Source organism: Mesorhizobium sp. M1217, from assembly GCF_040318275.1.
In the GTDB taxonomy this organism is placed as follows: Bacteria; Pseudomonadota; Alphaproteobacteria; order Rhizobiales; family Rhizobiaceae; genus Mesorhizobium.
In genome coordinates this window covers 50,305-63,934 of sequence record NZ_JAMYMA010000012.1, presented here as the reverse complement: position 1 = coordinate 63,934, position 13,630 = coordinate 50,305, and the positions used below count along the sequence as shown (strand labels likewise).

General features: G+C 62.6%; 15 protein-coding genes. 10 read left to right on the top strand and 5 right to left on the bottom strand.

The window, feature by feature from the left end; translation table 11 throughout:
• Positions 1-51 precede the first annotated feature (51 nt).
• The 8 genes from NKH37_RS20690 (at position 52) to NKH37_RS20655 (ending at position 7,313) form a co-directional block, all read left to right on the top strand.
• Positions 52-747, top strand: coding sequence for a TetR/AcrR family transcriptional regulator (locus tag NKH37_RS20690; protein ID WP_023722313.1), 696 nt, complete (start codon positions 52-54; stop codon positions 745-747).
• 359 nt (positions 748-1,106) lie between these two features.
• Positions 1,107-2,423, top strand: coding sequence for an ABC transporter substrate-binding protein (locus NKH37_RS20685; RefSeq protein ID WP_023722314.1), 1,317 nt, complete (start codon positions 1,107-1,109; stop codon positions 2,421-2,423).
• A 74-nt stretch (positions 2,424-2,497) separates the two neighbouring features.
• On the top strand, positions 2,498-3,403 hold the full coding sequence (locus NKH37_RS20680) for a carbohydrate ABC transporter permease (RefSeq protein ID WP_023722315.1): 906 nt from the start codon (positions 2,498-2,500) through the stop codon (positions 3,401-3,403).
• A gap of 1 nt (position 3,404) precedes the next feature.
• The gene (locus NKH37_RS20675; RefSeq protein WP_023722316.1) at positions 3,405-4,364 is read left to right on the top strand and encodes a carbohydrate ABC transporter permease; all 960 of its coding nucleotides are present in this window, start codon (positions 3,405-3,407) and stop codon (positions 4,362-4,364) included.
• Positions 4,361-4,582 carry a hypothetical protein gene (locus tag NKH37_RS20670; RefSeq protein WP_023722317.1) on the top strand — a complete coding sequence of 74 codons (222 nt, stop codon included), beginning with the start codon at positions 4,361-4,363 and terminating at the stop codon, positions 4,580-4,582. Before NKH37_RS20675 ends, NKH37_RS20670 begins: the two co-directional genes overlap by 4 nt.
• Positions 4,579-5,682 carry an ABC transporter ATP-binding protein gene (locus NKH37_RS20665; protein WP_352484972.1) on the top strand — a complete coding sequence of 368 codons (1,104 nt, stop codon included), beginning with the start codon at positions 4,579-4,581 and terminating at the stop codon, positions 5,680-5,682. The genes NKH37_RS20670 and NKH37_RS20665 overlap by 4 nt, the downstream gene beginning before the upstream one ends.
• Positions 5,682-6,785: an ABC transporter ATP-binding protein gene (locus NKH37_RS20660; protein ID WP_023722319.1), complete on the top strand. Its 1,104-nt coding sequence runs from the start codon at positions 5,682-5,684 to the stop codon at positions 6,783-6,785. The genes NKH37_RS20665 and NKH37_RS20660 overlap by 1 nt, the downstream gene beginning before the upstream one ends.
• A 246-nt stretch (positions 6,786-7,031) precedes the next feature.
• On the top strand, positions 7,032-7,313 hold the full coding sequence (locus NKH37_RS20655) for a hypothetical protein (protein WP_352483638.1): 282 nt from the start codon (positions 7,032-7,034) through the stop codon (positions 7,311-7,313).
• 12 nt (positions 7,314-7,325) lie between these two features.
• Here NKH37_RS20655 and NKH37_RS20650 read toward each other — a convergent pair whose 3' ends face one another.
• Complete coding sequence (locus tag NKH37_RS20650) at positions 7,326-8,306, bottom strand: AraC family transcriptional regulator (RefSeq protein WP_353005923.1); 981 nt, start codon at positions 8,304-8,306, stop codon at positions 7,326-7,328.
• Between the two features lie 91 nt (positions 8,307-8,397).
• Between NKH37_RS20650 and NKH37_RS20645 the strand changes: the two genes are divergently transcribed.
• A complete protein-coding gene (locus NKH37_RS20645; RefSeq protein ID WP_352483637.1) occupies positions 8,398-9,621 on the top strand; it encodes an MFS transporter in 1,224 nt (407 codons plus the stop codon).
• Positions 9,622-9,720: 99 nt separating this feature from the next.
• Here the strand turns inward: NKH37_RS20645 and NKH37_RS20640 are convergent, their stop codons facing one another.
• Positions 9,721-10,068, bottom strand: a complete 348-nt coding sequence (locus tag NKH37_RS20640) for a GFA family protein (protein WP_353005922.1) — start codon at positions 10,066-10,068, stop codon at positions 9,721-9,723.
• Positions 10,069-10,187: 119 nt separating this feature from the next.
• Here NKH37_RS20640 and NKH37_RS20635 point away from each other — a divergent pair, with 119 nt between their 5' ends.
• A complete protein-coding gene (locus NKH37_RS20635) occupies positions 10,188-11,483 on the top strand; it encodes an amidase (RefSeq protein WP_352483635.1) in 1,296 nt (431 codons plus the stop codon).
• Between the two features lie 14 nt (positions 11,484-11,497).
• Here NKH37_RS20635 and NKH37_RS20630 read toward each other — a convergent pair whose 3' ends face one another.
• From NKH37_RS20630 to NKH37_RS20620, 3 genes are read right to left on the bottom strand one after another with little or no spacing between them, the layout of a single operon-like run.
• Positions 11,498-11,881 (bottom strand): hypothetical protein, encoded by a 384-nt coding sequence (locus NKH37_RS20630; protein ID WP_023721986.1) that lies wholly within the window; start codon positions 11,879-11,881, stop codon positions 11,498-11,500.
• Positions 11,882-11,930: 49 nt separating this feature from the next.
• Complete coding sequence (locus NKH37_RS20625) at positions 11,931-12,911, bottom strand: hydroxyacid dehydrogenase (protein ID WP_353005921.1); 981 nt, start codon at positions 12,909-12,911, stop codon at positions 11,931-11,933.
• 1 nt (position 12,912) lies between these two features.
• Positions 12,913-13,629 (bottom strand): FadR/GntR family transcriptional regulator, encoded by a 717-nt coding sequence (locus NKH37_RS20620; protein ID WP_352483633.1) that lies wholly within the window; start codon positions 13,627-13,629, stop codon positions 12,913-12,915.
• Position 13,630: the final 1 nt, after the last annotated feature.

Sequence of the window (13,630 nt, the reverse complement as noted above, 5' to 3'; positions counted from 1 at the left end):
GACGGCGCGAAGGGCCATTGCAATTTTTTGAGACGCGCGTATCGTATTGACATGAATGTCTCACGTCAACAAGCGGCAACGGACGACGATGCCGGCCAGGGGCCGAACCCGCGGGTAGAGCGCGGGGCCCGCGCGCGCACCAGGCGGCTGATGCTGGAGACGGCGACAAAGCTGATGCAGGCGGGCGCCACGCCGTCGGTCAGCGAGGTGGCGGAGGCGGCGGAAGTCTCACGCGCCACCGCCTATCGGTATTTTCCGAGCCAGGCGGCGCTGGTGCAGGCGGTGGTCGATGAGGGGCTCGGACCGATCCTTACCTGGAAATCGAGCTCTGCCGATCCCGAGCGCCGGGTGGCCGAGCTGTTCGAGACCGCCATGCCGCGCATCGAGGCCTTCGAAGCGACGTTCAAGGCGGCGCTGAAACTGTCGCTCGACCAGTGGGCGCAGCGACAGGCAGGCACGTTTGACGGCGAACCGGCGTTCACGCGCGGCCATCGCGTCGATCTTTTGAAAGATGCGATTGCGCCACTCAAAGGCCGGTTGCCGCCGCGCGAATTCAAGCGGCTCGCGCAGGCGCTGTCATTGATCTTCGGTGTTGAGATGCTGATCGTACTGAAGGATATATGGGGATTGGACAGCCGCAGTATGATGTCGGTCGCGCAATGGGCCGCCAGCGCGCTGGTACGCGCAGCTGTGACGGAATCGATGATTGAAGGAGATGGGATCGCACCGATGACAGCCGCTAGATGACGCCAATCTGGTTCGACCAGATTTGCACCCTGCCTACTCATACTATTGGCGATGCAGCGGCCGAGGCAAGGCCCCTCTGTATCAAGGAGTAGGAAAATTCAGGGAAAACAGGCAGATATCGCAGAAACCAACTTGTCTGCATGTCCGCCGCCGTCCAAGAAAGGGCTTGACGTTCGTCTGAAATTGGTAATACCAGATCAGGACAAATAAAGCGGATCAAAGGGTGAAGGCTAATATCCGTTTCGGTCGAACGAGGAGGCTCAAAAACCGGAACGGTGCCGTCACGGGAGGACTACCAGGGCCGGCCTCGCCGCCGGCTCGCATGACGCGGTAGAATGCGCACAAGGGAGGAAATCATTATGCGCAAGACAATGACCAGCTTGCTTGCTGGTATCGGCTTAGTGCTAGCCTGCGGAACGTCCGTCTACGCGCAGGAAAAGGAACTTACAATCTTCTGGGCGGAATGGGATCCGGCCAATTACCTGCAGGAACTCGGCAACGAGTACGAGAAGGAAACCGGCGTCAAAATCACGGTGGAAACCACACCGTGGCCCGACTTCCAGACCAAAGCCTTCACCGAGTTCAACGCCCATGGCGACGCCTATGATATGGTCGTCGGCGACTCGCAATGGCTCGGTGCCGGCTCGACCGGTGGCCACTATGTCGACCTGACCGACTTCTTCAACAAGCACAAGGTCGGCGACGTGATGGCACCGGCGACGGTGAAGTACTACGCCGAATATCCGGGCGGCAGCAGCAAGTACTGGGCCATTCCGCTTGAAGGCGACGCCGTCGGCTGGTCCTACCGCAAGGACTGGTTCGAGGATCCGAAGGAAAAGGAAGCCTTCAAGGCCAAGTATGGCTACGATCTCGACGTGCCGAAGGATTTCAAGGCGCTGCGCGACATCGCCGAGTTCTTCTACCGGCCGGACCAGAAAAAATACGGCATCGCCATCTACACCGACAATTCCTATGACGCGATGGCGATGGGCTTCGAAAACGCGCTGTTCTCCTTTGGCGGCGAGCTGGGTGATTATAAGACCTACAAGGTCGACGGCTTCATCAACTCCGACAAGGCGATCGCGGCGCTCGACGCCTACAAGGAACTCTACAAGTTCACGCCTCCGGGCTGGGCCAAGTCGTTCTTCGTCGAGGACAACCAGGCGATCACTGAAAACCTGGCCGCGATGAGCATGAACTACTTCGCGTTCTTCCCCTCGCTGATCAACGAGGCGTCGAACCCGAACGCCAAGAACACCGGCTTCTTCGCCAATCCTCCCGGCCCGAACGGGGACCAGTTCGCCGCACTCGGCGGTCAGGGCATCTCCATCGTTTCCTACTCGCAGAAGCAGGAAGAGGCGACCAAGTTCCTGGAATGGTTCATCAAGGACGAGACCCAGAAGAAATGGGCAGCGCTTGGCGGCTACACCTGCAGTGCCGCCGTGCTCAAGTCGCCCGAATTCCAGAACGCCACGCCCTACAACAAGGCGTTCTACGAGACCATGTTCAAGGTCAAGGACTTCTGGGCGGTTCCGGAATATGCCGAACTGCTGCAGCAGCTCAACCAGCGCATCTACCCCTACATGATCGGCGGCGAAGGCACCGCCAAGGAGACGCTGGACGCACTGGCAGCCGACTGGAACGCGACCTTCAAGAAATACGGCCGCGGCCAATAAGTATGAACCTTCACGGAGGGGGCGTTCGTGCCTCCTCCGTTTCTTTTTCTGATTCTTGAACCGGGAGCAGGGTCTTGGCGACCACGATGATCACCACGCTGGACAGGTCCTCGCGGGCCGCTGCTCGCGGTCTAAGCGACATTTCGATCCGCAATCTCTTCATCATCCCGACGATCCTGTTTCTGATCGTCTTCAACATCTTCCCGCTGATCTATTCGCTGGGCTATTCGTTCACCGATTTCCGCGCCTCGACCAGCGCGGCGGCGAATTTCGTCGGGCTGCAAAACTATCGCGACCTGCTCAGCGATCCCTATGTCTGGTCCAACTTCGCCATCACCGCAAAATACGTCATCATCTCGGTCGCCGGCCAGCTGCTCGTCGGCTTCGGCGTGGCCATGCTGCTCAACCGCGACATTCCGCTCAAGGGCCTGCTGACGACGCTCCTGTTGTTGCCGATGATGCTGTCTATGGCCGTCGTCGGCCTGTTCTGGAAACTGCTCTACGATCCGTCCTTCGGCATCATCAATTATGCGCTGGGCCTCGGCACCTTCGAATGGCTGTCGGATCCGAAAATGGCGCTCTATGCGGTCGCGCTGACCGATATCTGGATGTGGTCGCCCTTCGTCATGCTGTTGTCGCTGGCCGGCCTGTCGGCCGTGCCCAAGCATCTCTACGAGGCCGCCGCGATCGACAGGGCCGGGCCGTTCTACACCTTCTTCCGCATCACGCTGCCGCTGGTCGCGCCGATCCTGATGATCGCGGTCATCTTCCGCACCATGGAAGCGTTCAAGACCTTCGACCTCGCCTATATCCTGACCAGCCAGCCGACGGCCGAGCTGATCTCGATCCGGCTCTACAAGATGGCGTTCCAGGAATGGCAGACCGGGCGCTCCTGCGCGCTCGCCTACATCGTGCTGATCATGGTGCTAGCGATCACCAACATCTATGTCAAATACCTCAACAAGGTGAAGGAGCGCTGAGATGGCCGCAGTCCGCACTTCTTCCGAAATCACCTTCAACCGGGTCGCCATCGTCGCCGTCCTGCTGGTGACGATCATCTTCCTGGCGCCGATCTACTGGATAGCCTCGACGGCGTTCAAGCCGCGCAACCTCGCCACCACCATTCCGCCGACGGTGGTTTTCCAGCCGGAGATATCGCCCTTCGTCAAGTTGTTCACCAAGCGTTCGCAGCTGCGCAGCCCGCCATCACCGGAGGAGTACGCGGCTGCGCCGTGGTGGGAGCGCGTCGTCTTCAATGGCGGCGAAAAGATCGTGCGCGACGGCAAGGGCCAGGTGCAGTGGTCGGGCTATCCGAGCCGTTTCATGAACTCGCTGATCGTTGCCATAACCTCGACCGTCCTGGCCGTCGGCATGGGCACCTTCACCGCCTATGGGTTCTCGCGCTTCAAGGTGAAAGGCGAGGCGGACCTGCTGTTCTTCATCCTGTCGACGCGCATGCTGCCGCCGGTGGTCGTCGCCATTCCGATGTTCCTGATGTACCGGGCGGTCGGCCTCAACGATTCCCATGTCGGCCTGATCATCCTTTACACCGCCTTCAACCTGTCCTTCTCGGTGTGGCTGATGAAAGGCTTCATGGACGAGATCCCCAAGGAGTATGAGGAGGCGGCCCTCGTCGACGGCTATACGCGCATGGAGGCCTTCTTCAAGATCGTGCTGCCCGAGGCCGCCACCGGCATCGCCGCCACCGCCGTGTTCTGCTTTATCACGGCGTGGAACGAATATGCCTTCGCACTGATCATGACCAGCCGCCGTGCCCAGACGGCGCCGCCTTTCATTCCCAGCCAGGTCGGCGCCGGCCTGCCGGACTGGACGGTGATTGCCGCCGGAACCTTCCTGTTCCTGCTGCCGGTTGCGATCTTCACCTTCCTGCTCCGCAACCACCTCTTGCGCGGCATGTCCTTCGGAGCGATCCGCAAATGAGTTTTCGCGACATCAATCAGAAATATCTTGAACCGGGCAGCCAGGTGCTGATGGTGCTCGGCATCATCGCGCTCTGCCAGCCATGGCACATGCTGCTGCACAGCTACGGCGTGACCATCATCCTGATCGGCCTGATCGGCTTCAACATCACCTCCAAGATCGCGCCGGAGGAGAAGGCCGGCACCGGGCAAGGGGCAAACCCGGGGGCACAGCATTGACCCAGATCGAGCTTCGCGGCGTCCAGAAATATTTCGGCGCCGTCCAGGTCATCAAGGACCTCAACCTGAAGATCGACGATAACGAGTTCATCGTGCTGCTCGGCCAGTCGGGCTGCGGCAAGACGACGACGCTCAGGGCCGTTGCCGGACTGGAGACGATCGACGGCGGCGACATCCTCATCGACGGCAAGCCGGTCCAGCACCTCAAGGCCGCCGACCGCGACATCGCCATGGTCTTCCAATCGTTCTCGCTCTATCCGCATATGAGCGTCTACGAGAACATCGCCTTTCCACTGAGGGCGACGCGCAAGAGCAAGGCCGAGATCGACAGCGAGGTGCGCTCGGTCGCCAAGACGCTGCAGATCAGCGATCTCCTCGCCAAGAAACCGTCGGCCCTGTCCGGCGGCGACATGCAGCGCGTCGCGATCGGCCGAGCCTTGGTGCGGCGGCCGAAGGCGATGCTGATGGACGAGCCGATCGGCGCGCTCGATGCCAAGCTGCGCGAGGAGATGAGGGCCGAGATCAAGCGGCTGCACATCAAGCAGGGCTCGACCAGCATCTACGTCACTCACGACCAGATCGAGGCGATGAGCCTCGCCGACCGCATCGTCATCATGCATGAGGGCGTACTGCAGCAGGTCGGCTCGCCGGACGAGGTCTATTCGCATCCGGCGAATCTTTTCGTCGCGCAGTTTGTCGGCAGCCCGGTGATGAACGTCGCCGACGCTTCGGTGACCGAGAAAGCCTCGTCGGCCTCGGTCACGGTCGGCGATGCGGCCGCCGGCTTCGAATTCCCGCGCACCTTGCTGTCGAAGCTCAACGGCCATGCCGGCGGCCAGCTCGCGCTCGGCATCCGGCCGGAAGGCGTTCTCGTTCGCCGCGAAGCCGCCGAGGGGTTCTTGCCGGTGGAGACGCAGATCGTTGAGCCGCTCGGCTCCTTCGATATCGTCGACCTCAAGGTCGGCTCCAAGATGCTGCGTGCACGCACCAAGAGCGGCTTCATCGGCGGCCCCGGCGAAAGGGTCTTCGTTAGAATCGATCCCAGCCAGGCGCATTTCTTCGACACGGCGAGCGGCAAATCGCTGGGAGTGAGACTCTGATGGCCCACATCCAGCTCAAGAACATTTCGAAGAAATTCGGCAACCACACCGCTTTGACCGGGCTCGACCTCGACATCGCCGACGGCGAGTTCTTCGTCCTGCTCGGCGAGACCGGCGCCGGCAAGACGACGACGCTGCGCATGATTGCCGGCCTGGAAAAACCGAGCGAAGGCCAGGTCTTTATCGACGGCGTCGATGTCGCCGATTGGGGCGCGGCCGAGCGCGACGTGGCGCTGGTGCTGCAGCAATATTCGCTCTATCCGCGTTATACGGTGCGCGAAAACCTCGAATTTCCGCTGAAGCCGAAGATCCGCCGGTTGCCCGATGCCGAGATCAAGGATCGTGTCGACCGCGCTGCCAGGACACTGCGGATCGAGCATCTGCTCGACCGCAAGACCGACCGGCTTTCAGGCGGCGAGATGCAGCGCGTCTCGATCGGCCGCGCCATCGTGCGCAAGCCGCGGGTATTCCTGATGGACGAGCCGTTGTCGGCGCTCGACGCCAAATTGCGCGAGGCGCTGCGCACCGAATTGAAGAACCTGCAGATGCAGCTCGGCGCCACCTTCCTGTTCGTGACGCACGATCAGATCGAGGCGATGTCGATGGGTGACAAGGTCGGCGTGCTCAACCATGGCCGCATCGTCCAGACCGGCACGCCGTACGAGATCTACAATAATCCGCGCGACACCTACGTGGCGAGCTTCGTCGGCTCGCCGCCGATGAATCTCATCGACGGCAAGCTTGTTAACGGGCGTGCGGTGATGGCACCGCTGAATTTCGAATTGCCGTTTGCGGGGGGTGCCAAGACTTCGGGGGGTGCCAAGACGGGCGCGGCGACCGACGGTCGCCCGCTCGTCTTCGGTATTCGTCCCGAGGACGTCTATCTCGAGACCGGCGCGCCGGTCGAGGCGCGGGTCCATGACGTCGAGAACCATGGCGTCGAGAAGATCCTGACGCTGCGGGTCGGCGACGCCATGCTGCGCGCCACTGTGCCGGCCAGGACCGACGTGCAGATAGAGCAGCCGGTGCGCTTTGCCTGGAACCCGGACAAGGTGGTGCTGTTCGATAAGGGCAGCGGAATAAGCCTGCGTCACGCCGGCTAAGTACAAGCCTCTTTACTGCAGCTAGAGCGGGATGCGTTCAAATTGACCGTGCATCCCGCTCTAGCTATCTATTTTAGTCGCATTTGTGCGACGCCGTGTGATTCCACTTGGCTGCGAAATGCTCGAGTCTTCCCGTCATCCCCCGTACGGGGGATGCGGATGCTCCGATTTGTCGAATAGGCTGATCCTTTGGTCCCAAACGGGCTTTGCACGCCCAATTTGGAGACCCAAAACGGAGGGTTGGCTATGGGAAATCTGTTACGCAGCTTTGCGACGATCCTGCTTGTCGCGGGTATGGGATTGTCGGCGGTGCATCTGAGCGAGGCGCAGGCAGCCAAGAAAGTTGTCGCCGGTGCGAAGGTCGACGCCAAGAAGATCAAGGATCTCAACGGCACGGTCAATCTGTCCACCAGTGACTGCAAGCTGTTGTTGAGCGGCACCGTTGTCGAAGTCTCGGATGGCAGGTGCGGGGCTTCCGGCAAATATTGCAAGAGCAGCGCCGGCTCGGCCTGCATCACCGAGCAATAACCCGGCCAACGTTTAGCCGGCCTGGCGGATCTCCGCCTGTTCCTCGGCCCGGAAATGGCTGGGCGGCGATCCGATTACCCGCTTGAAGGCGCGGCTGAAGGAGGCGTCGGATTCGTAGCCGAGGCGCGCCGCGACGACGGAAATCTTGAGCCGGTCGCGGACCAGCCATTGCCGCGCCTGGTGCATCCGTACCTGCGTGACGTACTTTGCCGGTGTTTCGCCGACAATGGTTGCGAAGCGCTCGGCGAAACCTGATCGCGAGACGCCCATCATCTTCGCCAGAGCGTCCACCGTCCAGTCGCGGCTCGGTTCCAGATGGATCGCGGCCAGCACCCGGCCGATCTCGCGGTCCCTCACCGCCGCGATCCATCCGGAAGAGTCGCCGCAGCCGCGCTCGACCCATGAGCGGATGACGGTCGCGGCGAGCACATCGGCCAGCCGCGCCAGGATGCCGCCGGAGCCGACGCGCTCCATCGTCACCTCGCGGGCCATCGCCTCCAGCAAATGCGGGATACCTGGCTCATAGGCTTCCAACTCATGCGCGCGCATCACGTCCGGCATCATGCCGAGCAAGGGGTGCAAGCCATCGAGATTGAAATACATGCTGCCGAAAAACAGCAAGGTGCCCGGACGGCAGCCGGGCACGCCGTCGTTCGACATGCAATAGACACCCTTGCAGATCTCCTCGACCTCATAGCCGTGGATCGGCGCCGCCTCGATACCCGGCTCGCTCGCCAGCGTGTGGGCTGAACCGCGCGGCAACAACACCGCGTCGCCCGCCTTGAGCTCGACCCATTCGCCGGACGGGTGCAGCAACCAGCAGCCTTTGCGACCGATGAAATGAAACCGTGCCGCCGCCTGAGCCGGAAAATGGATGCCCCAGGGTTCCTTCATCTCGCAACGGCCGTAATCGACGCCTTCGAGGCGCAATCCGCGCAATATGTCTGTCAGCGGATCACCGGTGACAGGGATTTTGGACGAACGGTCAAGCATAATGGTGTTTCTAGCATGGAAACTCCGGACAGTCACTCCCTATGTTGCACTGCAGCCAGATGCTGCGCTGCAACCAGATCGGAGATCCCTCATGACCGAACCCGCGACAGGCGTCATGGACGCCGTTCTCGACCTGACGGAAACCGGCGAACGATCCGAGCCCGCATGGGGGGCGGTGGTCTCCTTGGCGCTCGGAGTCTTCGGCCTGGTGACCGCGGAATTTCTGCCTGCCAGCCTGCTGACGCCGCTTGCGCAGGATCTCGGCATCACCGAAGGCGCCGCAGGGCAGGCGGTAACGGCCACCGCCGTCATTGGCGCGATTGCGGCGCCGACAATGGCCATTGTCACCAAGCGGCTGGACCGCAGGCTGGTCATGTGGGCGCTGACGGTGCTGCTTGTGCTGTCAAATCTGGTAGCCGCGTTTGCGTCGTCGCTTCCCGTTCTTCTGATCGCCCGTATCATGCTTGGCATTAGTCTCGGTGGCTTCTGGTCGATGTCAGCAGCCATGGCGATGCGGCTCGTTCCGATGCGGCTGATGCCGCGCGCCATGTCGATCATCCTCACCGGCGTTTCGGTGGCGACGGTCTGTGCGGCTCCGGTCGGCGCCTATGTCGGCGACATCTGGGGATGGCGGACGGCCTTCATGATCGCCGCCGTGGTCGGCGCGCTAGCGCTGCTCGTGCAGGTGGCTACCATTCCGAAGCTGCCACCGGCAGGTACGGCAGGTTTTCGCACGCTGCTGGAGGTGATGAAGCGGCCGATGATCAGGGTGGCACTGCTGGTGGTCCTGCTGGTCGCCTCGGGACACTTTGCCGGCTTCACCTATGTCCGCCCGTTTCTCGAGAAGGTGCCCGCTCTGGACATCGAGACGATCTCGCTTGTGCTGCTCGCCTACGGCATTGGTGGCTTCTTCGGCAATTTTGCCGGCGGCTTCATGGCGGAACGCAGCCTCAAGGCAGCCGTCAGCCTGGCGCCTCTGCTGATCGCGTTTTCGGCGCTCCTGCTGCTGGTGGTCGGAGGCTCACCCGTCGTGGCTGCAATAGCGGTGGCCAGCTGGGGCTTTGCCTTCGGCGCCGTCCCAGTCGGGCTGCAGACCTGGCTGGTGCGAGCCGCCCCCGATCAGGCGGAAAGCGCCGGCGGGCTGATGGTCATGACGTTCCAGGTCGCCATCGCGTTGGGCGCCGTCTTCGGCGGCCTGCTGGTCGACAATACCGGCGTTGCCAGCGCCTTCGCCTATTGCGCGGCGGCGACGTTGCTTGCGGCACTGGCGGCGTTCTTACTTGGCCCCAAGGCGATCGACGGTCCCAAGGCCTAAAGCGCGTCGCACTCGATCGGCCTTATGCGACGCGCTTTAGATTCTTTTTTTATGCATGTCGTTATCACAAAACCGCTGCACACTTTTGCGCGACATGCATTAGACGGAACGGCCGTCGAAGTCGAAGACCGGCACCGCGGCGACGTCCAACGCCTCGATGCAATGGATATTGATATAGGCACTTCGGCCGCTCCCTTCGCCGACATCCTCGGCGAAGGGGTGGATGCCGCAGCTGCGGCAGAAGCGGTGGGCGATGACATGGTTGCCGAAGCTGTAGCGGCCGAGATCATCGCCCCAGGCAAGCACCCGCATGCTCTCATGCGGCACTGCCCATAGCAGTGCACCCTTGCGCGAGCAGATCGAGCAATTGCACCGTACGGCTCCGGTCAGCTCGCCTTCGACCTCGAACGCGACCTTGCCGCAGTGGCAGCTGCTTTTGTAGAGCATCGGGCCTTCCTCCTTCGGTTCGACAGGTGCAAACCCGACCGTGCCGGGCTATGTCTCCTGCGGCCAGTTTGTGGCTGCCACATTAAGACGTTGCAAGCGTGCGGAGTCCGACACCGAAAATGCAATCAGCCCGTGATCGCCTCGAAGCAATTGTTTCGCGTCTTGCTGCTCGCGTGGGCGATGAGAGCGTTTTCGCAAAGCTCTATCCTGAAGCAGCACGGGCGGCGGCCGACGCCGCCGATGCGCGGCGAAAAGCCGGCGTCACGCTCGGGCCGCTCGATGGGGCGATCACCTCGATCAAGGATCTGTTCGATGTCGCCGGCGAGCCGACGACGGCGGGCTCGCTGCTGCTCGCCACGGCAGCGCCGGCGTTGCGGGATGCCATTGTCGTGGAACGGTTGCGCCAGGCCGGTGCAGTCATCCTCGGCAAGACCAACATGACCGAGTTCGCCTTCACCGCGATCGGCGTCAATCCGCATTACGGCACGCCCGGCAATGCAAGTGATGCCCGCCGTATTCCGGGCGGCTCGTCCTCAGGCGCCGCGGTTTCGGTCGGCGAAGGCACCAGCGAAATCTCCATCGGTTCCGATACCGGCGGATCGGTGCGCATTCCGGCATCGTTGAATGGCGTCGTCGGTTTCAAGCCGACGGCGCGGCGCGTGCCGCTCGCGGGTGCGTTTCCGCTGTCGGCCACGCTGGACTCGATCGGTCCGCTGGCCCGCACCGTCGCCGAATGTGCGGCGGCCGACGCAGTGATGGCGGGCGAAAACCTGGCGGCACTGTTGCCGCTTCCGCTGGACGGCCTGCGCATCGGTATTCCGCGCGGCGTGCTGTTCGATGATACGGAGGAAGAGGTCGCGACGACGTTCGACCGGTGTCTTCGCAAGATGGAGCTTAGCGGCGCACGGCTTGTGGAGTTGTCGATCGACGACCTGCTTGTCGATCTGCGCGCGGCAACCAAACGCGCCTCGATCGCGGCAATGGAAGGGGCGGAGATCCATGCCGACTGGCTGGCGACGGGAGCGACGATGCCGGTCGACCCGCGGGTAAGCGGGCCATTGTCGCGCGCCGCCGCCATTCCGGCCACGGTCTATATCAGAGCAATGCGCCGTCGCGCAGCACTTGCCGCCGCGATGGATGACCGGCTGGCGTCGGTCGACGTGCTGGCCCTGCCGACCACGCCGATGACCGCGCCGACGATCGTCTCGATGACCGGCGACGAGGCCCTGTGCGACAGGACGGAAGGCCTTCTGCTGCGCAACACGCAGGTCGCCAACCAGTTCGATCTTTCAGCCATCTCGCTGCCGATGCCCGGAATGATGCGTCCGGCCGGGCTGATGCTGGTGGCGCGCAATGGCCATGACCACCACCTGCTGCGGATCGCCGCTGCGGTCGAGGCACTGCTTGCAAATTGATCCGATAGCGCGTGTCAGCGCGACGAGCAGTGGCCGCGCTCGTTGTCCTTGGCGGTGCGCTCGATGCTGGTGGCAACCAGCCAAGGCAGGGTGTATCGCTTGCCGTTGAAGGTCCGGGTGCGGTTCTCGATCGAGCCGACAACAACGACCTTGCCGGCATAGAGCTTGTCCGAAAGATCGAGGCCCTTGTCTTGCTGCGGCAGGCGATCGATGTCGATCGAAACGCCTTTGACGAACTTGCCGGTGTCGAGGTCGAGCGCGCTGTTCGATGGACAGGGTGCCATCACGCAGCGCAAGCCGTTGTCGCAGAACACGTAGCTGCCCTGTCCGTTGGCCAAGGCATGCGCCGCCGCCATGCAGACACTGGCGGTCAGCAGGAATTTTGTGGTGTTTCCCATACCGGCAACGTCGCTGGCGAATTCGGGAAAATTGAGGCGTAGCCTTTGCTTAGAAATCGGCAGGGAACCGCCGCCGGTAGTGCTCGACCACTTCGGGATTGCGCAGATTAACCGGCAATCTGTTGGCCAGCACCAGCAAGGCTTCGCCAGCCGCGCCGACGCCCATGCGCATCATCGACTGTTCGGTGATCCCGGCCATGTGCGGGGTGACGATGACGTTGTCAAAGCCGAAGTAGGGATGGTTGGGCGGCAGCGGTTGTGTCGCAAAAACGTCAAGCGCGGCGCCGCCGATGCGGCCCTTCTGCAGGGCCTCGATCAGCGCGTCGTCGTCGATCACCGGCCCGCGCGAAACATTGATCAGCAGCGCATCCGGCTTCATCCGGTCGATACGTTCCCGGCTGATCAGCCCCCGCGTTTCGGGCGTCAGCGGGCAGCACAGAACGATGATGTCGCTCTGCTCGATGAGCGCATCGATCGACAAGAAGCCGACGCTGTCCGGCGCCGGCCGCATGCTGCGCGTCGTTGCCACCACATTCAGATCGAAACCATGGGCGGCGATGTGGCCGACCGCCTGGCCAATTGCGCCGAGGCCGACAATGCCGATCGTCTTGCCGGCAAGCTCATTGGCCATGACGGTGTGTTCGCGGCCGGCCAGCCAGCCCTTCGCCCGCAAGTCGCGGTCCAACACACGAAAGCGCCGAAGCAGCGCCAGTGCCGCGAACATCACATATTCGGCGACCGAGCGCGCGTTCACTCCCGGAACGTTCGCCACCAGCACGCCCGCCGCGTTGGCCGCTTCCATCGGTACCATGTCCAGCCCGGCGCCGTGGCGGATCGCGGCCCTGAGCCTGGTCGCGCCTTCGAAAAGCGCCGCAGGCAAAGGAGCGCGAACGATGATGACATCGGCGTCCCTTGCCTCGGCGGCCAGCGTGTGCGCGTCGAGGGCGGAAGCAACGACGAGTTCGCCGGCCCCTGTCAGCATGGAAGAGGCACGGGGGTGCAGTCTGTGTGTCGACAGGATCTTGGGCATTTCAGGCCTTTTCGAGCGCTGGGCTTTGCGGTTCCGCCTCACGCCCCTCGATCAGCCCCTTCCAATAGCTTTCGGCGCCTTGCAGATGAGCGCTCATCAGCGCCTGGGCGAGGTTGCCGTCGCGGCGCAGCAGCGCCTCGTAGATCTGGATGTGCTCGGCATGCGAGCGCACGCTGCGTTCGGGATCGTTGAAATAGATCGGCAGGCGCATCTCGCCCATCATGTAGTAGACGCTGCAGACATTGTGGAACACACTGTTCTTGGTCGCCCGCACGATCTCGAGGTGGAACTCGCGGTCTTCCCTGGCAAGGCCTTCGCCGGCCGCTATGCGATCCTCTGAGGCCTTCAGGATCTCGCGCAGCCGCTCGAAATTCTCCTCGGTGGCGCGGGAACAGGCAAGTTCGGCGGCCTTGATCTCGTGGATCTTGCGCAACTCGACCGTCTCGTAGATCTGGACAGGATCGAGCGGCAGGCCGGCGCGGGCGAACAGCGCCATAGCCTCGACGCTCGCCTGCTTTGTATCGATGTAGATGCCGGACTTCGCCCGTCGTTCGACGATGCGCATGGCCTCGAGAATGGCCAGCGCCTCGCGGATCTGACCGCGGCTGACGCTGAAATGCTCTGCCAGTTCGCGCTCCGACGGCGTGCGGCCCGTCTCCTTGTCCGAATGGGAGAACAGGTAGGCGGCGAGTTCCGCGAGAAGGTTCTTTTCTTTCATG